This window comes from Bauldia sp., assembly GCF_965232525.1.
GTDB lineage: Bacteria > Pseudomonadota > Alphaproteobacteria > Rhizobiales > Kaistiaceae > Bauldia.
In genome coordinates this window covers 2756511-2782815 of the sequence record NZ_OZ246980.1, presented here as the reverse complement: position 1 = coordinate 2782815, position 26305 = coordinate 2756511, and the positions used below count along the sequence as shown (strand labels likewise).

The 26305-nt window shown below is 61.0% G+C and carries 23 protein-coding genes; 14 read left to right on the top strand and 9 right to left on the bottom strand.

Annotation, left to right across the window (positions count from 1 at the left end; all coding sequences use genetic code 11):
* Positions 1 to 226 precede the first annotated feature (226 nt).
* The 4 genes from ACO076_RS13120 (at position 227) to ACO076_RS13105 (ending at position 5519) form a co-directional block, all read left to right on the top strand.
* Positions 227 to 1495, top strand: a complete 1269-nt coding sequence (locus ACO076_RS13120) for a hypothetical protein (protein ID WP_421723281.1) — start codon at positions 227 to 229, stop codon at positions 1493 to 1495.
* Between the two features lie 67 nt (positions 1496 to 1562).
* Positions 1563 to 2822, top strand: a complete 1260-nt coding sequence (locus tag ACO076_RS13115) for a hypothetical protein (RefSeq protein ID WP_421723280.1) — start codon at positions 1563 to 1565, stop codon at positions 2820 to 2822.
* Positions 2823 to 2929: 107 nt separating this feature from the next.
* Positions 2930 to 4177, top strand: coding sequence for a hypothetical protein (locus ACO076_RS13110; RefSeq protein WP_421723279.1), 1248 nt, complete (start codon positions 2930 to 2932; stop codon positions 4175 to 4177).
* Positions 4178 to 4262: 85 nt separating this feature from the next.
* Positions 4263 to 5519 (top strand): hypothetical protein, encoded by a 1257-nt coding sequence (locus ACO076_RS13105; protein ID WP_421723278.1) that lies wholly within the window; start codon positions 4263 to 4265, stop codon positions 5517 to 5519.
* Between the two features lie 64 nt (positions 5520 to 5583).
* On the opposite strand, the gene ACO076_RS13100 is transcribed toward ACO076_RS13105, so the two are convergent.
* Positions 5584 to 6690: an NADH:flavin oxidoreductase gene (locus tag ACO076_RS13100; RefSeq protein WP_421723277.1), complete on the bottom strand. Its 1107-nt coding sequence runs from the start codon at positions 6688 to 6690 to the stop codon at positions 5584 to 5586.
* A gap of 318 nt (positions 6691 to 7008) precedes the next feature.
* Here ACO076_RS13100 and ACO076_RS13095 point away from each other — a divergent pair, with 318 nt between their 5' ends.
* From ACO076_RS13095 to ACO076_RS13065, 7 genes are all read left to right on the top strand, one after another.
* On the top strand, positions 7009 to 7452 hold the full coding sequence (locus ACO076_RS13095; protein ID WP_421723276.1) for an RrF2 family transcriptional regulator: 444 nt from the start codon (positions 7009 to 7011) through the stop codon (positions 7450 to 7452).
* Positions 7453 to 7968: 516 nt separating this feature from the next.
* A complete protein-coding gene (locus tag ACO076_RS13090) occupies positions 7969 to 9297 on the top strand; it encodes a hypothetical protein (protein ID WP_421723275.1) in 1329 nt (442 codons plus the stop codon).
* A gap of 143 nt (positions 9298 to 9440) precedes the next feature.
* On the top strand, positions 9441 to 10718 hold the full coding sequence (locus ACO076_RS13085; protein ID WP_421723274.1) for a hypothetical protein: 1278 nt from the start codon (positions 9441 to 9443) through the stop codon (positions 10716 to 10718).
* 69 nt (positions 10719 to 10787) lie between these two features.
* On the top strand, positions 10788 to 11900 hold the full coding sequence (locus ACO076_RS13080; protein WP_421723273.1) for a hypothetical protein: 1113 nt from the start codon (positions 10788 to 10790) through the stop codon (positions 11898 to 11900).
* Between the two features lie 69 nt (positions 11901 to 11969).
* Positions 11970 to 13223, top strand: a complete 1254-nt coding sequence (locus tag ACO076_RS13075) for a hypothetical protein (protein ID WP_421723272.1) — start codon at positions 11970 to 11972, stop codon at positions 13221 to 13223.
* 129 nt (positions 13224 to 13352) lie between these two features.
* A complete protein-coding gene (locus tag ACO076_RS13070) occupies positions 13353 to 13637 on the top strand; it encodes a hypothetical protein (RefSeq protein ID WP_421723271.1) in 285 nt (94 codons plus the stop codon).
* Positions 13638 to 13860: 223 nt separating this feature from the next.
* Positions 13861 to 14331, top strand: a complete 471-nt coding sequence (locus ACO076_RS13065; RefSeq protein WP_421723270.1) for an allene oxide cyclase barrel-like domain-containing protein — start codon at positions 13861 to 13863, stop codon at positions 14329 to 14331.
* Here the strand turns inward: ACO076_RS13065 and ACO076_RS13060 are convergent.
* The 4 genes from ACO076_RS13060 to ACO076_RS13045 all read right to left on the bottom strand — a co-directional run bounded on the left by ACO076_RS13060 (position 14301) and on the right by ACO076_RS13045 (position 18106).
* Complete coding sequence (locus tag ACO076_RS13060) at positions 14301 to 16349, bottom strand: acyltransferase family protein (protein ID WP_421723269.1); 2049 nt, start codon at positions 16347 to 16349, stop codon at positions 14301 to 14303. The genes ACO076_RS13065 and ACO076_RS13060 overlap by 31 nt on opposite strands.
* Before the next feature lie 203 nt (positions 16350 to 16552).
* Positions 16553 to 16978, bottom strand: coding sequence for a YybH family protein (locus ACO076_RS13055; protein WP_421723268.1), 426 nt, complete (start codon positions 16976 to 16978; stop codon positions 16553 to 16555).
* Between the two features lie 429 nt (positions 16979 to 17407).
* Positions 17408 to 17746: a hypothetical protein gene (locus ACO076_RS13050; RefSeq protein WP_421723267.1), complete on the bottom strand. Its 339-nt coding sequence runs from the start codon at positions 17744 to 17746 to the stop codon at positions 17408 to 17410.
* Positions 17747 to 17911: 165 nt separating this feature from the next.
* Complete coding sequence (locus ACO076_RS13045; RefSeq protein WP_421723266.1) at positions 17912 to 18106, bottom strand: hypothetical protein; 195 nt, start codon at positions 18104 to 18106, stop codon at positions 17912 to 17914.
* A gap of 178 nt (positions 18107 to 18284) precedes the next feature.
* Here ACO076_RS13045 and ACO076_RS13040 point away from each other — a divergent pair, with 178 nt between their 5' ends.
* Together ACO076_RS13040 and ACO076_RS13035 are read left to right on the top strand one after the other, a co-directional pair.
* Complete coding sequence (locus ACO076_RS13040) at positions 18285 to 21590, top strand: autotransporter outer membrane beta-barrel domain-containing protein (protein WP_421723265.1); 3306 nt, start codon at positions 18285 to 18287, stop codon at positions 21588 to 21590.
* Between the two features lie 126 nt (positions 21591 to 21716).
* Entirely contained in the window at positions 21717 to 22007 is a 291-nt protein-coding gene (locus ACO076_RS13035) for a hypothetical protein (RefSeq protein WP_421723264.1), read from the top strand.
* Between the two features lie 211 nt (positions 22008 to 22218).
* On the opposite strand, the gene ACO076_RS13030 is transcribed toward ACO076_RS13035, so the two are convergent.
* The 4 genes from ACO076_RS13030 to ACO076_RS13015 all read right to left on the bottom strand — a co-directional run bounded on the left by ACO076_RS13030 (position 22219) and on the right by ACO076_RS13015 (position 25115).
* Positions 22219 to 22797: a YceI family protein gene (locus ACO076_RS13030; RefSeq protein WP_421723263.1), complete on the bottom strand. Its 579-nt coding sequence runs from the start codon at positions 22795 to 22797 to the stop codon at positions 22219 to 22221.
* Positions 22798 to 22839: 42 nt separating this feature from the next.
* The gene (locus ACO076_RS13025; protein WP_421723262.1) at positions 22840 to 23676 is read right to left on the bottom strand and encodes a hypothetical protein; all 837 of its coding nucleotides are present in this window, start codon (positions 23674 to 23676) and stop codon (positions 22840 to 22842) included.
* 469 nt (positions 23677 to 24145) lie between these two features.
* Positions 24146 to 24556, bottom strand: a complete 411-nt coding sequence (locus tag ACO076_RS13020; RefSeq protein ID WP_421723261.1) for a YybH family protein — start codon at positions 24554 to 24556, stop codon at positions 24146 to 24148.
* 151 nt (positions 24557 to 24707) lie between these two features.
* The gene (locus tag ACO076_RS13015; protein WP_421723260.1) at positions 24708 to 25115 is read right to left on the bottom strand and encodes a hypothetical protein; all 408 of its coding nucleotides are present in this window, start codon (positions 25113 to 25115) and stop codon (positions 24708 to 24710) included.
* A 772-nt stretch (positions 25116 to 25887) separates the two neighbouring features.
* On the opposite strand from ACO076_RS13015, the gene ACO076_RS13010 reads away from it, so the two are divergent.
* Positions 25888 to 26268, top strand: coding sequence for a hypothetical protein (locus ACO076_RS13010; protein WP_421723259.1), 381 nt, complete (start codon positions 25888 to 25890; stop codon positions 26266 to 26268).
* Positions 26269 to 26305: the final 37 nt, after the last annotated feature.

The window sequence follows — 26305 nt, the reverse complement described above, 5'->3', positions numbered from 1 at the left end:
GTACGCAGGTCGGTGCAAGCTGCACCGCTGTTCCGCCCGCAATCATTGTCTCGCATCTCTGCGGTTGTATCGGCCTGCCGGCATCAGCAACTCACAGGAATATCATCCTATACCGCGACAACACGCCGCGCCGACGGTCGCTTAGCGGTTGCAAAAACCAGGTACGGTCCGACCGCCCGTCAGGACAATTTGAGACAATTCATTTCCTTCGACAGCGAGCCCCGAGATGCCCAGACAGAAGCAGGATATCTACGCCCCCTTCGGCCCGACCATCGCGTTCGACCAGCCGAACCAGAAATGGAACATCCTCAACGGCGTGAACGTGATGAGCGGGAGCGGCCCCGCGGTCGGCTCCGACGGCTTCGACGGAATCACGCTCGTCAACAAGGGAAACCTGCTCGGACCGACGTCGGGCATCGGCGCCATCGGTGTCGGAATCGCTGACAGCGACAATGCAACGATCGACAACCGCGACACTGGCTATATCAGCGGGTTCGTTGGATTGCTCGTCAGGACCGCTGCGTCGACCAACCTGCTGAACGAAGGCCAGGTGCTCGGCGGCACCGATGCGCTCCGGGCTGAAGACGCCGCGGCGCTGACCGTCGAGAACCGTGGCTTGATGACCGGAGCCGACTCGGCCGTTGACATCGTGAACGCCGACGGGCTTTCGGGGCCGCTGATCGAAAACTACGGCACGATGAAAGCGGAGGACATAACGATCGTGCTCAGACTGCCGAACGCGACCGTCACGATCAAGAACAAGCCGGGTGGCCTGATCGAGAACACCGACGGCGCGGCGGACTTCGCGATTCTGCTGGATGCGGGGCGGCTCAAGCTCAACAACAAAGGCACCATTATCGGCAAGGTCGATACCGACTACGTCGGCGATCAACGAAATCACGTCATCACCAACAATGGCGAGATACTGGCCCTGGGCGAAGGCGCCGGGATCAGAACCGGCGAGGGCAACGACACTGTCACCAACAGGGGCACGATCAGCCCAGGCGAAACCAGTAGCGCTGTGTTCACTGGCGAAGGCAACGATACAGTTGTCAACGAGGGCACCATCAACGGCGGCATCAACCTTTCCGACGACAATGACGTCTACAAGAACAAGGGCGGCAAGATGAGCGGCCGGATCGATCCCGGAGACGGCAACGACAAGCTGGTGCTCGGCAACAGCAAGGACCGGATCGAGTTCGACGACGAGCTCGACGCCGTGACCAACGTCGATCGCATCAAGAATTTCGACTCCGACAAGGACAAGATGTTTCTCTGGCAAGAGGCTTTCGAAGGCCTGACCCTCGGCACGCTGCAGAAGTCGGAGTTCACCCGGGGGACCGAGGCGAAGGGCGACAACGCCCAGATCATCTACGATAAGTCGAACGGCCTGCTGTGGTTCGACGACGGCGCGGGCGGAGACAGCCCGATTTTGTTCGCCGAGCTCGACGACGACACCAAACTCACCCACGAAGACTTCACCGTCTACGCTTGACGGCGACGCCACGAAAAACGGGATCGACTGATCCCCGAACGACTGACCAGAACGAAAAAGGACTGAGATGCCCAAGCAAAAACAAGACATCTTCGTGCCCACAGGCCCGGCGATTGCATTTAGCCAGCCGAACCAGAAATGGAACATCCTCAAAGGCGTCACCGTCGCCAGCGGACAAGGCGCCGCTATCGAGTCGGACAGTTTCGACGGAATCACCCTCGTCAACAAAGGCTCGATACTCGCATCGTTCGGGTCGCCGGGAGACTCCGGCGTATATTTCTCGTCCAACGATGCGACGATCGAGAACCGCGCGACGGGCTACATCTCCGGGCGCGAAGGGGTGTACCTCGACGGCTCCGCGTCCACCTTTGTCCTGAACGAAGGTGGAATATTCGGCTCGGTGATCGGCGTGGACGCCAATGACGCCGATGCCCTGACCGTCGAAAACCACGGCGTTGTCAGCGGGATCGAAACCGCGGTGATTGTGACGAACTCCGGCGGGCAAGCGGGGCCGTTGATCGAAAACTTCGGCGCGATGAAATCGCAAAACGAGACGATCACCCTTGAGGTCCCCGGCGCAACGGCCACGATCAAGAACAAGCCCGGCGGCCTGATCGAGAACACCGGCGATGATTCCGCGATTGTGGTGGATGGGGGGCTGCTCAAGCTCAACAACAAAGGCACCATCATTGGCGGGATCGACACCGACTTCGGCCCCGATCAGGGAGATCACGTCATCACCAACAGCGGTCAGATGTTGGTGAAGGGCGAGGTCTCCGCGATCGCGACCGGCAGCGGCGATGATACCGTCACCAACAAGGGCACGATAACCATTGATGAAGCCATCAATGCCGTGAGGGTTGGCGATGGCGACGACACGGTCACCAACGAGGGCACCATCAACGGCAGCGTCAATCTTGGCGACAGCAACGACGTCTACAAGAACAAGGGCGGCAAGGTAGACGGCCGCATCGATCCGGGCGACGGCAACGACAAGCTGGTGCTTGGCAACAGCAAGGACCGGATCGAATTCGACAACGAGCTTAACGGGGCGACCAATGTCAACCGGGTCAAGAACTTCGAATCCGGCAAGGACAAGTTCTTCCTCGAAGAGGCTGAGTTCACCGGTTTGACCCTCGGAACCCTGCAGAAGTCTGAGTTCACCCGCGGCATCGACGCCAAGGGCGACGACCCCCAGCTCATCTATGACAAGCCGAACGGCCTGCTCTGGTTCTATGACGGCGCCGGCGGCAACGGCAAGGTCCTGTTCGCCGAACTCGACGACGACACCAAGCTCAAGCACGACGACTTCACCGTCTACGCCTAGCTGTCGCTCGATAAAATCTCTTGTCGGTTGCAAAAACCGTGTACGGTCCGGCCGCGCAGTCCGGGATAATGTGAGACAAGTTGTTTCAATCGGCAAAGAGAGATCCGATGCCCAAGCAGAAGCAAGACATCTTCGTACCCGTTGGCCCCGCAATCCAGTTCGATCAGCCCGGCCAGAAGTGGAACATCCTCAAAGGCGTCACTGTCGCCGTCGGTGAGGGCGACGCGATCGCGTCGGATAATTTCGACGGGGTCACGCTGGTCAACAAGGGCGCGGTACTCGGACCGATGGGTATAGGCGCCGGCGTGTTCTTCGTGTCGAGCGACGACGCGACGATCGAGAACCGCGAGACCGGCTACATCGCCGGGTTCCTCGGTCTGTACCTTCAGGATTCGGCATCAGCTCATGTCCTGAACAAGGGCACGATATTCGGCACGGAGACAGCCCTGGAGGCCGATGACGCCGAGAAGCTGATCGTCGAGAACCATGGGGTCATGTCCGGGATCGACAACGCGTTCGACATCTCGAACACGATCGAACTGTCGGGGCCCGAAATCAAGAACTTCGGCACGATGGCGGCGGAGAACGAAGTCCTCCATTTCAATGTCGAGAACGCGACGGCCACCGTCAGGAACAAGAGCGGCGCCCTGATCGAGAACACCGGCGACAGCCTTGCGATCGAAGTGAGCCAGGGCGCGCTCAAACTGATCAACAAGGGCACCATCATCGGAAAGATCGGCGCAGACGACGACGCCGACGATGTCATCACCAATGTCGGTCTCGTCACGGCATCACTCGAAGAGTCGACGATCAGCACCGGAAAGGGCGCCGACACCATCACCAACGAAGGCACGATCACAGCTGAAGACAACGATACCGCGGTGTCGACTGGCCTCGGCAACGACACCTTCATCAACGAGGGCACCATCAACGGCGACGTCGATCTCTCCGGCGGTAACGACGTCTACAAGAACAAGGGCGGCAAGGTGAACGGCCGGATCGATCCCGGCACTGGCAACGACAAGCTGGTGCTCGGCAAGAGTAAGGACCGGATCGACTTCGACAACGCGCTCAACGCGACCACCAACGTCAACCGGGTCAAGAACTTCGAATCCGGCAAGGACAAGTTCTTCCTCGAGGAGGCGGACTTCACCGGCCTGACCCTCGGCACGCTGCAGAAATCGGAGTTCACCCGGGGCACGGAGGCCAACGGCGACAACGCCCAGCTCATCTACGACAAGTCGAACGGCCTGCTTTGGTTCGACGACGGCGCCGGCGGAGCCGACAAGATCCTGTTCGCCGAACTCGACGACGACACCAAGCTCACCCACGAAGACTTCACCGTCTACGCTTAGCGGACGCCGACACACCCGCTGTTGCAAAAGCGGTGTACACTCCGATCAATCTGCCGGGACAGTTTCCACCGACAAGGAGAGCCCGATGCCCAAGCAGAAACAAGACATCTTCGTCCCCCTCGGCCCCGCAATCCAGTTCGATCAACCCGGCCAGAAATGGAACATTCTCAAAGGCGTCACCGTCGCCGCTGGGGAGGGCGACGCGGTCGTATCGGATGGTTTCGACGGGGCCACGCTGGTCAACAAGGGCGCAATACGCGGACCGATTGATGAAGATAGCGGCGTGCTCTTCGAATCGAGCGACAACGCGACGATCGATAACCGCGAGACCGGCTACATCGCAGGGTTCCAGGGGCTCTACCTTCAGAGTTTGGCATCAGCCACCGTGCTGAACCATGGCCAGATCTTCGGCTCGTCGAGAGCCCTGGTGGCCGACGACGCCGCGAACTTCACGCTTGAGAACTATGGCGGCGTGTCCGGGATCGACACCGCCGTCGATGTCTCGAACACCGGCGGCCTGTCGGGGCCGCTGATCGAGAACTTCGGCACGATGAGAGCGGAAGATACGACGATTGCGCTCAGAGTTCCGGGCGCGAAAGCCAAGATCAAGAACCAGCCCGGCGCCCTCATTGAGGGTACGAACGAATTTGCGATCAAGGTCGAAACCGGCGCGCTCAAGCTGATCAACAAAAGCACCATCATCGGGTCAGTCGAGGCCGCCTTTAGCCTTAATGGCTTTGATGACGTCATCATCAACAGCGGAACGATATCCGGCACTGTCGACGATCAGGCAGTCAACACACAATACGGCGACGACACCGTCATCAACGAGGGGACGATCACCTCGAACTCCAGCACCCTCAGCGCAGTTTTCACCTCTGATGGCGAAGACACCGTCATCAACGAGGGCACGATCAACGGTGAGGTCAACCTGTCCGGCGGCGACGACGTCTACAAGAACAAGGGCGGCAAGGTGAACGGCCGCATAGATCCCGGACAGGGCAATGACAAGCTGGTGCTCGGCAAGAAGAAGGATCGGATCGAGTTCGACAATTCAGTCGAGACGGCCGGCGCCGATCGAATCAAGAATTTCGAATCCGGCAAGGACAAGTTCTTCCTCGAGGAGGAGGAATTCCCTGGCTTGTCCCTCGGGCCGCTGCAGAAGTCGGCGTTCGCCCGGGGCACCGAGGCGAAGGGTGACAACGCCCAGATCGTCTTCAACAAGCCGAACGGCAATGTCTGGTTCGATCCGGACGGTACCGGCCCGGACGGCAAGATCCTGTTAGCCGTCCTCGACGAAGACACCAAACTCACCCACGAAGACTTCACCGTTTTCGCCTAGCGCCGAACCGCGTTCGTCAAAACAGTGGGCGGGGCCGCAGAGCTATACTGATCAGGATCACCGCTCACCGCGTCGCCTCGCCTACCGGCTCACACGCGACAAACCCGTCGATTCCACTCACGTACTCGATGAAGGCGGGGCCGAGCCCTTCCTTGCGAAGGAACGCCGCGCTGACCGGACGCGACGGCACGTGATAGCCGGGATCGGCCGCCACCTTCCGCGGAAAGTCGTGCGCGAGAATGGCGCCTTTGCCGATCAGAACGAAGTCCGCCCCCGACGCGAGGGCGTCCGCCGCGCGTTCAGCGGTCAGGATTTTTCCGGCGACCCCCAGGCGGGCCGGACCGCGATCGAGGTCGGTGACCCAGGAAATCAACGGCTTGTGCGCGAATTCCTCCTCCTCCGGAGTCTTCATGATGTCCCACAGGGACATGTCGAGCCAGTCGATCAACCCGCTTGTCATGATCTCCTCGGCGAACTGCCGCATCTCCGCCAGGCGCAATCCAAACCGCTCGGGAGACAGGCGCAGGCCGAGTTGAAGGTCGGGGCGTACGACGTCTCGAGTCCGGATCAGGATCTCGCGGATGAAACGAGAGCGCCCTTCAAGACCGCCACCCCAATCATCGGTTCGAGTGTTGATATCCGGCGAAAGGAACTCCACCGGCAGGAACGAGTGCGCCCCGTGCACTTCGACCGCGTCAAAGCCGGCCGTGTCGCACCGCTTGGCTGCGTCCACGAAACTTTGGATGACGGCATCGACGCCCTCGCCGTCGAGTGAGCGGACGTCCTCGGCCGGATCGGCTACTACGCCGACCTGGTCTTGCAGGGCGCGCGCCCCGGAATGGGCAAGCTGCGCGCAGGCGACCGAACCATGCGCCTTGATGCCAGCGGCAATGCGCGTCAGACCATCGAGATGTTGGTCACCCCAGGCCCCGAGCTGACCCGGATATCCTCGGGCACGCGCCTCGACACCGATCGCGCAGGTCATCGTCATCGCGAAGCCGCCGGCAGCCCGCATGGTAAGCCAGTTGAGTTCGTCTTCGTGCAGTGTGCCGTCGGCGTGGCTCTGGGTGTTCGTCAGTGGCGAGAGGGCGAAGCGGTTCCTCCAGGTCGGCCCATGGGCGAAGCTCAGCGGCGTGTGAAGAGCGGTCGCGTCGGAAATGCTTTTGGTCATACGAACAAACCTGTGCGTTTACGCGTTTGATGGGGTTGGCTACGTTCGAGGGCAGTTGCCGCGCCACCCACCAACCTGCGCGCTGAAGGTCTCCTGGCAGAGCAGTGCCGAACTGGAGAAAAACATTGGAAACACTGGGGTTCGCGGTTGGAGGCTGCAGCCGGTTGGCGCGCGACGAGTGGGCTTCGTGAATCGGAGAGAGTGCTGCTTCCTCCGAGTTTGTTACTGTATAAGTACCGTGAAACAGCCGGTCAAGCTCATGTGCTTTCGTTTATCACATAAACGCCGAGAGACCGCCTTCAGCGAAGCGAAGCGCTGATGAGGACGGATACCCGCCTGCCCCGGATCCTGCACGTCCTGCTGCATCTCCACGAAACCGATGTGCCGATCACGTCGGAGCGGATCGGCCGGATGCTCGGCATGAACCCCTCGCTCGTCCGCCGGACGATGGGCGGCTTGCGTGAGGCGGGCATCGTCGGCTCGACCAAGGGGCACGGTGGCGGCTGGTATCTGGAAAAGCGGCTGGCCGACATAACCCTGTCCGATGTCTACGACGCTTTGGGAGAGCCGTGTCTGTTCGCCGTCGGCACGTCGGACGACACGCCAACCTGCCTGCTCGAGCAAGCTGCGAACACCGCGACGGAGTCCGCTCTGGAGATCGCCCGCGCGAGCTTCCTTGGGGCCCTCGACGAAACCACCGTCGCTGACCTTGTTGAAGGCTCGCGGAAACCAACGGACGAGTCCCATCGCTGCAAGGGCTGATGGTCGGTTTCGGTCCGGCGCACTCCCGCCCCCACTAACCGGCCCTGTCGTCCTCTGGCTTGACCAGAGGATCCATTGAAACCGCCGCTCCGATGAAGATCGGCCTTGGCGCTCCACCACCCGGTCGCGCGCTAGTCGCCTCGCGGGAGCGCACTGCGTCTCTCGAGGCTCACCCGCTTACGCGGTCTCGCACCTCAAGATGAGGTCGATGGTGTTCGCGTTCCAAGTCGATACGCCAACCCCATCTGCTCAGCCCCCTCATGCTGAGGAGCTTCGCATAGCGAAGCCTCGAAGCACGCAGGTCGGTGCAAACTGCGTCGCGGGCCTTTGTCGCCTCGCGCTTTCAGCGATTCGCAACGGCTTTCCAATGCCGGTGAGCAACTAGGAATATTATCCTTCAGCGCGACAACGCGCCGCGGCCCTTGTCGCCTGTCCGTTGCGAGAAACCGTGTACGGTCCGGCCGCACTGCCAGGACAATTTGAAACAAATCGTTTCCACCGCTGAAGAGAGCCCCGATGCCCAAGCAGAAGCAAGACGTCTACGCCGCCATTGGCCCGGCGATCGCATTCAACCAGGCGAACCAGAAATGGAACATCCTCAAGGGCGTGAACGTCGTCAGCGGGCAAAACCCCGCGATCCTTTCGGAGGGGTTCGCCGGTATCACGCTCGTCAACAAGGGCAACGTGCTCGGACCGACCACGGACGGGGGCGCGAGCAGTGTCACGCTGAATGACAGCGATAACGCGACAATCGAAAACCGCGAGACCGGCTACATCGGCGGGTTCGGCGGGGTCTTCATCGGCAGCTCCGCATCGGTAACTTTCCTGAACTGGGGCCAGGTATTCGCCGCCGAGGATGCCCTGAGGGCCGGCAACACCGACGCCCTGACCGTCGAAAACCACGGCGCCATGAGCGGGATCAACGCTGCCGTCAGTATCACGAACATAAGCGGCCTGTCGGGACCGCTGATCGAGAACTTCGGCACGATGAAGGGGCAGGACGTAACGATCTCCCTTGATGTTGTCGATGCGACGGCCACGATCAAGAACAAGGCCGGCGGCCTGATCGAGAACACCGGCGATGGCTTCGCGATCAATGTGAACGAAGGTCGACTGAAGCTGAACAACAAAGGCACGATCGACGGTACGATTGTGGCGGCCGAAGACGACAACGACAATGCCATCACCAACCATGGCGAGATTGTCGGCAAAGGCTCGTGGTCGAGCATCCTCACCAACGATGGCGACGACACCGTTACCAACACCGGTAAAATCGTCCACGAAGGAAACCCGACACCGGTCGTTACCGGCTCCGGCGAAGATACGGTCACCAATAAGGGCACGATCGCGGCCGGAGGCAGCGCATTCGCGGTCAGAACGGGCGACGACGACGACACCGTCATCAACGAGGGCATCATCGAAGGCAAGGTCAACCTTGGCGACGGTGACGACGTCTACAAGAACAAGGGCGGCAAGGTGAACGGCCGCATCGATCCCGAAAGCGGCAACGACAAGCTGGTGCTCGGTAAGAGCAAGGACCAGATCGAGTTCGACGATAACCTTGACGCCGCTACCAACGTCGACCGGGTCAAGAACTTTGAGTCCGGCAAGGACAAGTTCTTCCTCGACGGCGATGAGTTCACCGGTTTGACCCTCGGCACACTCCAGAAATCCGAGTTCACCCGGGGCACCGAGGCCAAGGGCAACGCCCCCCAGGTCATCTACGACAAGCCGAACGGCCTGCTGTGGTTCGACGACGGCGCGGGCGGAGACAGCCAGATCCTGTTCGCCCGCCTCGACGACGGCACCAAGCTCAAGCACGACGACTTCTTCGTCTTCGATTAGCTCACGGCGGCCTCCGAACGCCGTTGGAACCACGCCGAGGCCTTGCAAAAAGGTGACAGGCCGGCCAAAAGGACACGCGTGAGGCGCTCTACTCTGAATTGTTACGCTCGGCCACCGGTGGCCGAGCGAAGAGGAGAGCTATGATGCCAAAGCAAAAAGACAGTCTCTTCAGCGCCTCCGGGCCGGCGATCCTGTTCGATCAGCCGAACCAGAAATGGAGCATCCTTAAAGGTGTCTCGGTCGCCAGCGGCGACAACTCGGCCATCTTGACCAACGGCCATGATGGCGGCCGGCTGATCAACAAAGGCTTCATCATCGGTTCGACAACGCCGGCCCCGAACGCCGGCTTCAGGTTGTTTGACAGCGATAACGTGACGATCGAGAACCGTGAGACCGGCTATATGGCTGGTTTCACAGGTCTGTTCGCGGATTCGAGCGACGGCATCTCCCTCCTGAACGAGGGGACGATAGCCGGCTCCCTATACGGTGTGCTTGGTGACGATAGTAGTGGCCTGACAATCGAGAACCACGGTGCGATGAGCGGCGGCGACGCCGCGGTCGTGGTCAATTTCGATGTTCTCGATCCATCCGGCCCACTGATCAAGAACTTCGGCACCCTCACCAGCGAAGGCACCCAAGTCGGCAGCCTGGACGAAGCAACGATCATCCTCAACATCCCGGATGCCAAGGCCACGATCAAGAACAAGGGCGGTGGCCTCATCGAAAACAACAGCGGTGGCTTGGCGGTCGTGGTGTTGGAGGGGCGGCTCAACCTTAACAACAAAGGCACCATCATCGGCGGCGTGGACGCCGCCGACAAAAACAGCGACGATATCATCACCAACCACGGTCAAATCACCGGGCAGGATGACGTCCCCCTGATCCTCACATACGATGGCGATGACACCGTCACCAACAAAGGCACGATCACCTTCACCGGCAACTCCAGCGCGGTTTGGACAGGCGGCGGCAACGACACGGTCATCAACGAGGGTACAATCGACAAGGGTGTCAATCTCTCCGACGGCAACGACGTATACAAGAACAAGGGCGGCAAGGTGAACGGCCGGATCGATCCCGGCAGCGGCAACGACAAGCTGGTGCTCGGCAACAGCAAGGACAAAATCGAGTTCGACGACGAGCTTGGTGCGACGAACCTAAACCGGGTCAAAAACTTCGAATCCGGCAAAGACAAGTTTTTTCTGGACGCGTCAGATGAGTTCTTCGGCCTGACCCTGGGAACGCTGCAGAAATCCGAGTTCACCCGAGGCACTGAGGCCAAAGGCCCTGGCGCCCAGATCATCTACGACAAACCGAGTGGCGACCTCTGGTTCGCTCCGAGCGGCAGCGACAAGATCCTGTTCGCCGAACTCGACGACGACACCAAGCTCAAGCACGACGACTTCACCGTCTACGCCTGACGGCGAGGCCACGGAAACGGGATCGACTGATCACCCGGCCCAAAGGACCGGAACACGGGAGGGATCGAAATGCCCAAACAGAAGACCGACCTGTTCGTACCGACAGGACCCGCGATCGAATTCAGCCAGCCGAACCAGATTTGGAGAATCCTCGAGGGCATCACCGTCGCTGTCGGCGAGGATGACGCCATCATCAGCCATTCGCCGGACGGCACCACCCTGATCAACAAGGGGTTCCTGCTCGGCGGCACCAACACAGACGGCGCCGCAGGTTTCAGTGTCAGCGACAGCGTCGGCGTCGCCTTCGAAAATCGCAAGACCGGCTACGTCTTCGGCAGTCTCGGAGTCGCGCTCAATGAGTCGGACGCTGTCAGCCTCGTGAACGATGGCGACATTTTCGGAGCGCTCAACGGCGTTTCTGCCTCCATTGCATCCAACCTGACGATCGAGAACCACGGTACGATCGATGGAACCCGGCATTCGATCCGCGTGGACAACGGCGCCGTCATACCCGGACCGGTCATCAAGAATTTCGGCACGCTGACGTCTGCGCAAGAAACGATCAGTCTCGCTGTCGCCGACGCCACGGCCACGATCAAGAACAAGCCCGGCGGCCTGATCGAGAACACCGGCGACGGCCGAGCGATTTGGATGGAAGACGGTACGCTCAAGCTGATCAACAAGGGCACGATCATCGGCAGGATCGAAGCCGACCTGGGCAACGATACCCTCCTGAACGAGGGAACCATCACCGGAAATGTCAGTCTCGGCAACGACAACGACGTCTACAAGAACAAGGGCGGCAAGGTGGACGGCCGGATCGATTCCGGCAACGGTAACGACAAGCTGGTGCTTGGCAACAGCAAGGACAGGATCGAGTTCGACGACGAGCTGAACGCTGCGACCAACGTCGATCGGGTCAAGAATTTCGAGTCCGGCAAGGACAAGTTTTTTCTGGACGCGTCAGATGAGTTCTTCGGCCTGACCCTGGGAACGCTGCAGAAATCCGAGTTCACCCGGGGCACGGAAGCGAAAGGCGGCAGCGCCCAGCTCGTCTACGACAAGCCGAGCGGCCAGCTTTGGTTGGATGGGGACGGCGTGGGAGGCAACGGCAAGACCCTGTTCGCCGAGCTCGATGACAACACAGCACTCAAGCACGACGACTTCACCGTCTACGCTTAGCGCTGACTGCGTGCCGAAAACGGGATAGGCTGATCCCTGGACAACAGATGAGAACCCAGGGGGCTCAAGATGCCGAAGCGGAAGACCGACCTGTTCGTACCGACAGGACCCGCCATCACTTTCAGTCAGTCGAACCAGAAATGGAACATCCTCGAAGGTGTCACGGTTGCCAGCGGCGACAGCACTGCTGTCTTTTCCGATATCTTCAATGGGGTCATCCTGATCAACAAGGGCACGCTGCTCGGATCGACGGAGGCTGGTGCCAACGCTGGTTTCGCGGTCTTCTCAAGCGACAAACCGACGATCGAGAATCGCGAGACCGGCTACATGAGCGGGCACGTAGGGGTGCTCATCAGCCAATCGGTATCGGCCTATCTCCTGAACGAGGGCGAAATATTCGGCGCCCTGAACGGCATCGACGCCGTCCAGGCTTCGGGGCTTACCATCGAGAACCATGGAGAGGTGACCGGGATCCGCTCTGCAGTGAGCATGACCAACGTCGCGCTTGCCAGCACGCTGATCGAGAATTACGGCACGATGAGCGCGAAGCAGGAGACCATCTTCGTCCAGGCATCGAATGCAACGGCTGAGATCAAGAACAAGGCCAGCGGCCTGATCGAGAACACCGGCGACGGCCCGGCGATTGTGGTTACTGTCGGCGCCCTCAAACTCAACAACAAGGGCACCATCATTGGCGGGATCGACGCCGGCCCCAATAACGCAAATCACGACATCACCAACCTCGGCCAGATTTCCGCGAAGGGCGATAAAGAAGCGATCAGCACCGGCGAAGGCAACGACACCGTCACCAACGAGGGCACGATGACCACCGACGTAGCCAAAACCGTCGTGTTCACTGGCGGGGGCAACGATACGGTCATCAACGAGGGCACCGTCGACGGCGGCCTCAATCTTTCTGACGGCGACGACGTTTACAAAAACAAGGGCGGCAAGGTGGACGGCCGGATCGATCCCGGCGAGGGCATGGACAAACTCGTGCTCGGCAACAGCAAGGACAAGATTGATTTCAACAACACTCTCGGCGCGACAAACACCAACCGGGTCAAGAACTTCGAGACCGGCAAGGACAAGTTCTTTCTCGAAGAAGCCATCTTCACGGGCCTGACCCTCGGCACGCTCCAGCAGTCCGAGTTCACCCGGGGCACGGAAGCGAAGGGCCCCGGCCCCCAGCTCATCTACGACAAGCCGAACGGCCTAGTCTGGTTCGATGATGACGGCGCCGGCGGAAACGGCCAAGTCCTGTTCCTCGAGCTCGACGACGACACAGCGCTCAAGCACGACGACTTCACCGTCTACGCCTAGCGTGGACTACATCCGCGCGTCCGATGACGACGGAAAGCAGCGCCAAGCCGGTTGCAACATCCCTGGCAAACGGCCACTCTCGATCAGCTGGAGGGTTGACCATCCAATCGAAGCTGAGAGGGACTGATCATGATCAGGTCTGCTGCCGTCTTCTTTGGAGCGATGCTCGCCGCGACCGCCGCGTCAGCCGACTCGGTTTCCTTCGAGTTCAAGGGAACCGAGACGATCACGGTACGACTGAACAACCTGACCTGTGAGCTCAAAGGCTCAGATGTCGACCCGGTGCCGCCGAAGGGCTGCAACTACACGATCGACGTCGATCCCGTGGCGGGAACATACAGCGTGACCTTGGCCGACGATGATCCCGAAATCTGCACGCCGACCGGCGCCGAGGTCTGCACCTTCGACGAATAACCAACCGCCGCGCGGCCCGGCGGCAATCGCCCCTGGCCGCATGCCCCGCATGATGCGTTTGGTCGGGCATCGCGGCGCATGTCTTCGTCCCTTCACGGACGATGGTTAGACTGGCGCCCGACCACGCGCCGCCGTTCTTCATACGCCGTGAGGCTTGCAAGAAAAGTCGGAAACCGCGCACTCCGAAATTGCGATCGATAACATTGGAGAAGGAGACAGTTACATGCGTTGGGTTGTTGTCTTTGGCTTGGCTTCAATGACTTTGACGACGCTGCCGGGATACGCACAGGAGGTACCCTGCGGTGCCTTCACGCTGACGGGTGGCAGCAAGACCACCGACATCATCGACCTCGGCGAGCCCGGCACGTCGGCGGGCGACCTCCGGATTGTCGAACGACAGCTCGTTGATGCCGACGGTACGACGGTCGGAGCGCTTTCCGGCCGGTCGATTATCCTGCGGCCCGGCGGCGACAACCTGCCCACGATGATGGGCGATTGGCGCATACGGATTCACGATGGAACGCTGGTCGCCAGCGCCCTCTTCGATCACGAAAACACGGATACTCAGACGACGACGCCGGTGGACGTCGCAATCGTTGGCGGCACCGGGCCTTATCGTGGCGCCTACGGCACGTTGGCAATCGGCGCCGGCGACAAGCCCACTTACGATTTCGACATCTCCTGCCGGGAGTAGTGCGAAGGCGGACTTGGCTGCTCCGACGGGACGACCGAACGTTTCTGCGCGGCGTGGTCAAGTGCCCGCCACAGACGTTGCCTGAGGCGTGGTGCAAGAAATGCCTCCGCGCCGAACCGGGTCAGGTGATGTCCGTCAATATAAATTGGGCGACCGTCATACAGTACTTGGCAAGGACCCTTGCAGATCAGGTCGCCGATCGGGACATACCGAAGCCTCTCCTCCTGGAGAGAGGACACGACCCCGGTGACGCCGCTGTTGCGGTGAAGATGATCGGCGTACGATGCCGGTTCCGGCATCTCCGCGCCGCTCCACTGCGCCCTTCGAAAGTGATCGCTGACGCGCCACCCGATCTCGGGCATCGCGCCGAGCATTATCGTGTCTCTGCCGAGGGCGCTCAGCGCCTCCACGGTGTCCCGGATGCCTTGCGAAAAGAAGGCAGCGTGCCCCTCGGCCTTGCCGCCGATCAGGCGCCCAGGCTTGTCGCTGGTGTCGATCTCACCGGTCTGGTGAAGTGGCCACCGTGCGTGAATGATAACGCTCTTGATGCCGTCTTGCTGGGCGATAAAGCCAAGGACGCCGCGGTTGAAATCTCGACAAACTCGGACTGGGTAATCCTCGCCGAGCAGCGGTGGACAACCGGCCTTGAAGACGAGCACGCCGCTCACGCCTCGTTCCTTGGCAAGCGCGCTGATCGCCCAGGACATCGATTTGGCGTGAGAGTCTCCCCATAGGATGAAGCTCGGCTCGGCTTCCGTTTCGCCCAGGAGGCAGAGTTGGTCACCTGGAACTATGCCTCTGCACCGCAGGGTGACATCGCGCTCCTCTATCAGGGCCAATTGTTCGGTCGACAATCTCATCGGGATTCCACCCCCGACCCAGATCGTCGTGCTGATCCCAAGGACCGCCAGGCTGCACAGGGAAGCCGATGCGAACACCTGCCTTCTTGTCAGGATGCCCGCGCCGCCGCGGAACGGTCGTTCGACAAAGCGCCACGAGACGAACGCCAGCGCAAAGGCCGCCGCCAAAGCCCCGACAGTATATGCTGGTGGCAAGTCGACGACGGCGAGCCTGTGGCGGAGAAACGCAAGCAGCGGCCAGTGCCAGAGGTACAGCGAATATGAAATCAGTCCGACCCAGACCAGCGGCCTGACGGACAGGGCCGCGCTGACCGTCGTTCGTCCCCCGGCCGAACTCGCATGGATGACCAGCGCCGCGCCGAGAGCGGGAAGCAGGGCGGCGACACCGGGGAAAGGGGTCGCCGCGTCGTAGACCGTGACCGAAAAGGCGATGAACCCGATGCCGACAAGCGCGAGCACCTCGCGCACGCCTCGGGTGCCGGGAGTTGGTATGGCCCCAAGCGCCAGCAGGCACCCGAGACCGAGTTCCCATGCCCGCGTCGCCGATGAAAAGAAGGCAACCCCGGTTTGCTCGCCCGTGGCGTGAACACTGTAGCCCAAGGATAGCAGCGTCAGCACCATGACTGCCCACCGGGCGACGCGAACGCGCCATCGGATCAGCCACAGCAGAAGGATCGGAAAGAGAAGATAAAACTGCTCTTCCACAGCGAGCGACCAAGTGTGAAGGAGCGGCTGATATTCGGCTACCGGCGCGAAATAGTCGAAGGAATCGGCGAAATAGAAGTTGGACACGAAAACCAGGGTCGCGGCCGCGGATTGGGCCAGGCCAGCGAAATCGGACGGGAGGAGTAGAAACCAACCGGCGACGAGCGACGCCGTGACGACGACCAGAAGCGCCGGCAGAATTCGCCGCGCGCGTCTTTCGTAGAACCGGGCGAACGAAAACCGGCCCGCCGCGACATCGCCAAGGATTATTCTGGTGATCAGGTATCCGGAGATGACGAAAAATACGTCGACCCCGACATAACCGCCGGTGAAGCCACCAATCCCGGCATGATAGAAAACCACGGGAACGATTGCGATCGCGCGCAGGCCATCGATGTCTGCCCGGTAGCCGGCGGCATCGCGTAGTGAGGTTGGTTCGGCGCCGGATAGCATGCCCACGGCTTCATTGCTGAGTCTTGGCAGACCTCTGTCGACGCCAAAATCCTGTCATAGGACTCGTCCGTCAACCGCCCACTCCGGAACAACCGGCGCTGCTACAGGGGCGCCAAGCACGCCGTTATGGTCGAATTTTCCGACACCGAGGCCCTTCTTCCGGATCCACCCGGACGACGCGGCCCGTTAGCGCGCGCCCCCGCCTACTTCCCTGCCCGCTCGAGCGCTTCGGCGATGCCGGCCGACTTGTCGCCGTGATGGTGGACGACCTTCCAGGCGCCATCCTCGCGATAGTAGATGTTGGTGACCCGCGAATTCACGGTCAGCGGCTCTCCGGCGACGGTGAACTGGGCATGCTCGACGCCGACCTCGTAGGCGGTGTCCCCGTGGACGCGGATGAGTTGATCCGCCAGTTCGACATGACCGCCGGCGCTCGACCGCGCCACCTGCTCGAAGGATTTGTCGACCGCGTCCCACCCGACCTGGCGGCCGCCGATCGGATGCATGGTGGTCACCGTGTCGCTGTGTGACCAGATGTCCGGCAACGCGCTGGCGTCGCCGCCGAGCATCTGGTTCATCGCCGCGTAGAACGCTTTGGAGGCGGCGCGAATCTCGTCTTCAGTTGTCATCGATCAGGCTCCGAGGTTGGTCTGACGGTGGATGATTATCCCATGGCGGTGCAAAGACGCGGTGACGGCGTTCACCGAAGAGGCGGGCGGGTCCTTCGGTCAGAGGTGGCGCACCGCGCCCTTTTGCGCATCGTCGCTCCAGTTTGCGATACGCTCGTTGTGCGACGCAAAACCTCCGACATAGGATTTCATCGGTCAACCGCGCCGCTGTCTTGACAAAGGCGGCGCCGCTTAGCGGGAGGCAGTACCATAGCATATGCCGCGTTTGCGACCTGGAGCTTCGCCGATGGCTGAGACGAAGACGATCGGGTCGTCGGTCATTCGACTGAGTCGTTGAAGGAGCTCAAATCAAAGGGCGCCGAACGCGCCGTCATGGTCAAGATCTCCGACACCGATGCCATCCCCGGGCGCCTCACGACCGCTGTCGGATCACCTCGGGACGCAATTGACATTGGTGTTCACTTTGTATTTCGTTTTTTGCTGACCTGTGTTGCACTCACAAGTGATGTAATCCGCCCCTCCACCGACGTTTTTACAAGTTATGCCAACATTTGGCGAGCTACACTCTAGTTTTGTTGGCATAAATGCTGATCCTTTCACCCCACAATAAGCATTAAGGCTAAATATCGTGTGGTGGGTATCGACATCGTAATCAGGTTTGCAGCCTCCGCCGATCATATCACAATAATATTCTTCATCGTCGTCGGCTATCCCGCTCACCGGATAGCCGAAGATAAGAAGAAATATCAAGTAAGCGCCAATTCTCATTGGACATTATCCTTCAGATTCTCCGACACCGGATGTCAATTGGCAGGCATATTTCATCTTCACTTTCGATTTGTAGATAGCCGTGCACCCGCATCCGTCCGAATATCTCAAACGGGTGCAGACGGTGCCGACAGCCGGCGAGCTACACTGTTCGTTTTCCGGAACTCAGTTCAAGCAATGGTAGTCGAATTCCGTCGAGCCGCCGCCACGGATTTGCTCTTCGAATTCGCAGCTTGACGACGCACAGTGAAGGTTTTTGTAGTCACGCTCCGCTTCTTCGGAAGCGAGCCCGATCGACCCACCAGCCACCAGAGCAAAGCCAAGGGCTAAGGCCAGAAGAATACTACGAACAAGTTGCATCAAGGACCTCAATCTCGCGAACCGCCGCCCGCCGGTAGTTTGCGTCGGACGGTTAGACTGGAAGCGCTAACCTTGTCAGCAAACGTGTTTATCGTCCAATCTTAAGCTTCTTGTGACCTGCTTCCAAGGCAGTTGACCGCCGCCGAGGCAATCGTGGGGGAAAGCGGAGGTACTGGGTATGGGAGTCTTGACCAAGGCGACCGCGGCGCTGATCGTCGCCGGTTCGACCCCGGCGGCGCTCGCCGATACGACCGAATGGACCGGGGCGGTCTCCGACAACTGGTTCGCAGCCGCCAACTGGGACAACGGCGTCCCGACCGATAGCGATCTCGCGATCATTCTTACGGCACCTGTGAACGACCCCACCATTTTCAACGCGTCCGTCTACGGGACGGCCGAAGTCAACAGTCTTGAGGTCGTCGACTCCGGTTCCCTCACCCTTTTGGGGAATGCCGAACTGACGGCCAACGAGGTGTTCATTGGGATCGGTAGCGGCGACGACGCGACCGTGCTCGTTGCGGGCGCCATCATGGACGTGCAGGGCGCGCTGACGCTCGGCCAGGACAACTCCAGCAAAGGGACGCTGATCGTTTCCGAAAACGCGACCGTCACGATCGACGGCGGGATCAAGCTTCAGACCGACGGCTCCAGCGTTGTCATCGGCGGTCTGACAACGCCCGACTCGCCCGGCACGCTGACTTTGCCGAATGCCGGCGTCATCGAAAGCAAAGTCGGCGGCCAGATCCTATTCAACCATACCGGCACCGAGACCGACGGTTACGCGTTCACGCCGGGTATCACCGGCCTGATCGATCTCAACGTGACCAGCGGCTATACGACCGTGACCGGCGACGCCAGCGGCGTAACCGGCAACGTTGTTGTCGACGGCGGTACGCTGGCCATCGCCAACAAACTCGGCGGCGCCGAACTGATCGTCGGGAACACCAACACGGGTACGGATGCCGTTTTCGCCGTCGGCGACGGAGGTGTGGCGGCGATCACCGGCGACGTGATCGTCGGCAATGCTTCGGGCTCGTCCGGCGCCATCGTACTCAGCGGCAGCGGTTCACTCACCGCCAGCAGCGATTTCATCATCGCCAACAAGGGCGGCTCGACCGGCGTTCTCGCGTTTGGGGCCGCCGATGGAGACGCCGCCGCCGCGGCCGGAGCCCTGTCGGCGGAGTCCATCAAGTTTGGCAGCGGGACCGGGACGCTCCTGTTCAATCACACCTCGTCGTCGTCCGATCCGTTTGCCTTCGCCATCCCGATCGGCGGCAAGGGTACCATTCTCGCCGAGGCCGGCTACACCGAGCTCACGACGGAAAACACCTCCTTCTCCGGCACGGTCACGGTCAACGGTGGCACGCTGGAGATCACCGAGGACATGAATGCCGAGACCCTCACGGTTGGCGACGACGGGACCGACTCGGACCTTCTTGTCAGCGACACCGCTACCTTAAGAATTTCCGGATCGACCGTCGTCGGTAACCAGACCGGGAGCTCGGGTAAGGTCATCGTCAGCGGTTCGACGACGAGCGGGTCGTCGGTGGACCCGTCGTCGCTGTGGAGCAAGGCGCTGACCGTCGGCGAGAACGGCACGGGCGTTCTGGTGGTCAGCGACGGCGGCTATATCGACGTCAACTCCGGCAATTCCTCACTGACCATCGCCTCGGCGGCAGGCTCGACCGGAACCTTCGCCATCGGCGCCGCCTCGGGCGAGACCCCCGCGGGGACCGGCACCATCAAGACCAAACAGATCGCCTTTGGCGACGGTACCGGCACGCTGCTGTTCAACCATTCCGATACAACCGGAACCTTTGTCTTTGATCACAAGATCATCGGCCCCGGAGCGATCGTGAGCGAGAACGGCTACACCAGCCTTAAGGGTAATCTGGACGGCTTTTCCGGAACGACGACGGTCAAGGACGGGTCCCTTTCCGTCGACACGACGCTCCCCGGCGAAGTCACGGTGAACGGCGGAACTTTGCTGGGGACCGGGACGTTGACCGACATCGCCTTTATCAAGAGCGGCGGCACGCTTGCGCCGGGTAATTCCGTCGGAACTCTGAAGGCCGCTGATGTGACATTCGCCGCCGGCTCGACCTTCGCCGTGGAGATCGACAGCGATGGCAACGCCGATCTGCTCGAGGCCAGCGGCACCGTTGAAATCGACGGCGGCACGGTCGACGTCGCCGCCGATGCTTATCTCTACGATGAGACTGTCACAATCATCAGCGCCGACGACATCAGCGGCACCTTCGACACGGTCACCGGCGCAACCGCCTTCATCGACTATTCCCTCAACTACGGCGCCGACGGGAGTGCGGAAATCGTCGAGCTCATTCAGGTCGTGAGCCAGTCGTTCTCGAGTATCGCCCCGACCCCAAACACGAAGGCCGTCGCCACCGGTCTCGACTCGTTGGTCGAAACCAATGTGACCCACGAGATCGTTCAGGCCCTGCTCGGCAGCGCCACCGAGGAAGAAGCGCTGGCGGTTTTCGATCAGCTGACCGGCGAGGGCCATCCATCTCTGAAGGGCGCCTTGATGGAGAATAGCCAGCAGGTGGTACAGACCGTCAACGATCGCTTTCGCACCGCGTTCGGCGATGATCGCGGCGGGTCGACGATCATGGCGTACGCCGGCGGCGGCAAGGACATAACCCCGGAGGGATGGTCGGGAAGCGTCTGGATCGCGCCCTACGGAGACTGGCTGGACACCGATGGCAACAGGAACACCGCCGCCATGGACAGCGACGTCGGCGGCGTGCTTGCGGGGCTGGACGGATGGGTGAGCGACCACGTCCGGCTCGGCATCCTCGGCGGCTATGCGAGAACGACGGTCTCGGTCGACGATCGCGCCTTCGACGGCAGCGCCGATAGCGGCACGGTCGGCATCTACGGCGGTTACCAAGATGGAGCCGCGCTTATAAACGCCGGTGCCGTCTACGGCTGGTACGGGATCGACACGAGACGGCGGATCACCGCGCCGGTCGATCAGACGCTCAAGGCGGACTACGACGCCCGATCATGGCAGCTCTTCGCCGAGGCGAGCTACGCGTTCGACATGCCGTCGGCGACGATCACACCCTTCGGCGGCGTTTCCTACGTCAACTTGCATACCGACTCCTTCACCGAAACCGGTGGGTCCGCCGCGTTGGCGGCGAAGTCGGACACGTCTCAGACGACCTTCACGACACTCGGCCTGCGATCGTCGGTTCCGCTGAGCCGGTCGGTTCAGGCGCACGGCATGGCCGGCTGGCGCCACGCCTTCGGCGACATCGACCCGACGACGGTCTTCACCCTAGATGCCAGCGATCCGTTCACCATCACCGGTGCGCCGATTGCCGAGAACGCTCTTGTCGTGGAGGCGGGTCTCGATGCGGCGCTCTCTGGATCGGTCACCGGCGGCGTGTCCTACCAGGGCCAGGTCGGCGATGGCGTTGAGGCGCATGGAGGCGTGGCACGGCTAGCCGCTCGGTTCTGAAGCAAGGGTCCGAGAGCCCCCTCGCCGCGCGCACCATCCGTTGCACTGCGCGAAGTCGCCAATATAGATTTCCTCGTCAACCGCCGGTTCCCCGACAACGGGCGCCGCACCATTGGAGGCAGCACCATGGCATATGTCGCGTTCGCGACCTGGACCTTCCCCGAGGGATGGGACGAAGACGATCGAGTGATTGGGTATTCGACGGAGTCGCTGAAGGAGCTCAAGGCAAAGGGCGCCGATCGCGCCGTCATGGTCAAGACCTCCGCCACCGAGGCCATCTTCTTTGAGATCTACCCGGACGAGGCCGCGTATCAGCGCGCCGCCGACACCCTCGCCAAACGGCGCGAGGGCGGCGCGGCCGGAACCGGCGGCACGATGACGGGCACGATGTTCGGAAAAGCCGTCATCGACCTCTGAGTCACGCTCGCGTACGGTCGCTCATCACGACGACGCTTGCGATAGCACCGCCCATGCCTTCGGACTGATCGACTAGGCCACGATGCGGAGCGCGTTTGCCGAAGGCAGGCGCACATGTCCGCAGCGTCCCGGGAAACGGGCGAGCCCGGGACGCCGAGGGGATGGCGGCCGGTCAACGACGTGATTTGGCCGAAGGCGCTAGGTCTTCGGCTTATTGCTGGATGCCCTCGACCTCGATGAACAGGTCAAGGACATCACCGATCCCGCCCTGACCGAAGGTCATGCCGAAATCGCTGCGGTCCACCTGCGCGCGCGCGGAGAAACCCGCAACCATGTCACCGCTTTGTGGATTTGGCGCAATCTGGTTCAGCGTCACGGCAAACGTGACCGGCTGGGTAACGCCAAGGATGGTCATGTCCCCGGTGACCTCGCCGGTAGTGTCGCCGGTCTGCTCGATCGCAGTCGACTCGAAGGTAATCTCCGGAAACTCTTCGACATTGAGAAAGTCCGGCGAGCGCAGATGATCGTCACGGGGTTCGTGGTTGGTATCGATGCTCGTGGCGTCGATCACCAGCGCGATGTTGGAGTTTTCGATGTTCTCCTGGTCGAAATCGAAAGTCCCGGAAACATCGTTGAAACGCCCGATCAAGTCAGAATATCCGAGATGATCGATGAAGAAGACGACGCTGGTGTGGCTTTGGTCGATCGTGAACGCGTCGGCCGCCAGCGCCGGGGTTATCAGGCACGAAGCGGCGGCGACGGCGGCGAGGCGGTATTTCAGATTTCTCATGACGATTGTTCCCTGTTGCTGGAGGTTTGGTGAAGGTGCCCGCTAGTTGGTCGGGACGAACAAGGCCACGGCGACGGCGACCGCGCCGATAGCCACTGCGATCACGCCGGTAGCGATCGGCCGTAGCCAGTCTTTGGCGAACGCCGGGCTGTGGAGCACGGCCGCACGGATCGACGGGGCGAAAGGGATCAGCGCCGCGATTGCGAGAGCTACATCGTTCGCGCCCGAATAAAGGGAGGCCTGACCGCCCAGCCAAATCAGTGGCGCGCCGACCGCCAGGATGCCTGCTTCCGAGAAGTTGAGGCGCCGCTTCGGCCAGGTCCAAACCAGATAGCCGCCGATCGCCGCGGCCGAGGCCAACGAGAGCTGCAAGATGGACCCGCTCGGCGCGAGAAGGGCAATGAGCGCGACAGCAAACGCCAGCACAAGCACGGCGACGCCATTGTCGACGGTCTCGTCGCGACGTCGCGCCAGGCCGAAGACGGCAATGGCGGCAAAAACAAGAACCAGCGCCACATCGACGAACTGGCCCTGCGTGATCCTCGATTGCGCGATCCAGACAAGCCCGGCAATCACCGCGACATAGGCGACGACGCGGCCGATATCCGGTCGTGACGAACGGAAAGCCAACAGCAGTGACAGGAGCGTCGACGCCGCGAACAGGTATCCCAGTTTCTGGCTTGCTGCTCGAGGCGGGAACGGAGGCCAGGAAAACGCCAGCCAATAGGCGACCAGAATCGCGACGGCCGCGCCAACCACCGGAAGCGACGCCTTGTATGGACCCCTCGCGAGACCGAAGATGACGCCGACCAGAACAAATGAGACCAGAAACGGAGCGACGGCCGCCTGAAAAACCGGCCCGGCTGGATCAAACAGCATCCTTCACCCGTTCCTGACGCCTGGCGGGGCTGTTTTTGCTTCGATTTCGCATCATGCGCCCTTGTTTGGCGGCGGGAGACATGGCGCCCCCCGACCACAAGCGCCCCGGCATATGGCAACAGCGGGATCAGGTTTCTAGGTAGGTCACGAATTTTCGATCAGAGGAGAATTTAACTTCTCTAATTCGAGAATCGGGAGCACGAACACACTGCCGCGCTCACCCAATGATCGCCGGCATGGGTTGCCGGTATATGGCAACCCGCGATCGTCGTCCGCTGCACAGGTCGGTGGTGTCGCCGACCTCGAGCCGTCTGGCGGATTGGTGTGGCACAATGAGGACGTCGGGAATGGTACCCCGACCGTCATCCCTTAGCGAACCTCGAAGCGATCGGTACCCTACCGCGGCGTCACGGGCTCTCGGCCCCCGCGGCTTGGAAGAGCGACAATGGCTTGTGTCGGGATTCCCTCGCTAGACGCCGGTATTGAACATGACGATATGGACCTTCCAGGCGTCGTCCGCGTGTCTGAGCACGATCACCTGCTTGTATGGTTGATCGCCCCATTTGATATCGTTGGTCACCACCGCCAGGCGGCCGCCCGCTTCGATCGTCCAGTCGGAGAAGCTGAAGTCGCCGGCGCTGGCGAAATCGTCCTTGGCATAGGCGAGGATGGCGTCGTGCCCGGTGACCGGAGGATGGTCGGGCGGCAACAGCAGGCCGTCGGCGGTCCAGTAGCCGACCCAGCTGTCGTAATCCTTGACCACCAGATTCTGGGTCCATTGGTCGATGACGGCTTCGACCGTCGAGTCATCAGCCACCGCTGGCGCGGCGAGCCCGACGAACACGACGGCGAAGGCGGCGGATCGGAAACAATGCGTCATGATTCATCTCCTTATTCGTCGGCCGAACACCTACGATTCCGGCGCCCTCCCGGCGCAAGGACCTCCCACACCAAGGTCAACAATGGGCATCCCCATCATAGCATGCTGAGCGATTCACGAGCTTCAGGAGGACGGGCCGAGGAATCGCTCCTCAGCCGCCGGGACACAACACGCCAATATGAACGCTCTCTTTTTTGCCAACAACCCAATTGGTGCACGAACAACCCCAGTAAGAATCGCTCCAGGTCGAACCTACAAAAAGATTAGCTTTACTACAGTCTAAGCTCTTCACCCCGCCGTTGGCACAATCCATGCTCATTTGCAGGGTTCCCTGTCCATTACACTGACTATGGAAGTTCTTTGTTGCCCACGATTTCAACGTAAAGGTGTAGGTGCATTTGGACGACGTACAGTTATAGTCCTGGGGACCTTCTAGATTAGGCGGGCCAACGCGTTTGAGATGCTTACGCGCCGCCTCGGTCGGCGGTTGCGCATGGAGCAGCGGCGCAAATGGGAGCAATAGGAAACCGCTCAGGAAGATGGCGAGAATCGTGCGCATCGTTCAGCTACCGGTCACGTCGCTTGGTCAAACTTATCTCGACGGCTTGCGGTTACAGGTCAGGGTAGCGGTCACGGAGCCGCCGCCTTCTCCGACTTCATCGCTGTGGCACTGACACGTTATCACGCTTCCCCCTTGCGCAGGCGCGCTGCAACTCGCCTTGTCGCCCTGGCAGGAGAGTTTGTTGAGATACTGACTCGGGTTTTCCGTGCATCGTGCGTTAACGATGGTTGGATCGCCAGGCAACACAGGATACTTCTGGGTACAGGAATCGCCGATCGCCGCTGGCGTGCAGTTGAAGTCAATAGACTTAGTTGCAATCGACTGATGCACACCGAAAAGCAAACTGACTTGTAGAGCGATAAGTAACAAGAAGCCGCGTCTCATACCTTCACCTCTTTGGTTTCCGCACGGACCGTCGCGATCCGAGGCGGCATCCTGTTCCCCGCATAACCATCAGCCACGCTGCGGCCGTCGAAACCCACCGGGCTGACATCAGGAACAAGAAAAGCGGAGAAACCGGGTTCATCGGCTCAAGCCTTGAAGCCCACTTCAACACGGGGCGCTCCCGCCGGCAAGTCGATGAGAGAGCGGGATGGAGCCGCCTTGCGCGGGCGCTGCACCTCGCCTTGTCGCCCGGACGCGCCGAAGCGGCCATAGGCTGTTGCCCAAACGTGCGAATTCCGGCACCATCGCCTCGGCGGGGCTATTCACCGGGTGGAGGTAGCATCAGCGTTGCTTACCGAGAGCCGACGACCGAGGTGAGGACAAAATGCAAAGCAAAGCGTTTGGACTGTTCGTCGCGACTGTCGTTATCCTTTTCGCGATCGTCATCGTGTCGCCTGTCAACGAGGCCGTCGCCGTCGGAACCGGCTCTGTGAACTGCACCACCGCCAGTTGTACCGACCGGACGAGCATTGGACCGGGCGGAAAGATCTTCCGTTGGACTGGGTTATGTAAGTTGCACGCCGCCAGCCATTGCAGCGGTCAGCAGAAGACGGTCCCCGAAAAGATCGAATGCTCCAGCCCATCCAAGAACGTCACGTGCCATGTGGGTCAGTATAACTGCACGCAGGAAGATGCGACCTGCCACTGCAAGAACTGGGCGATTAATCACCACAATCCTGCGAGCGTGAAGGTCACGTGCAACTAGTCGGGCGCGAGGCTGACGCAGGCGTTGACGGCGTCGG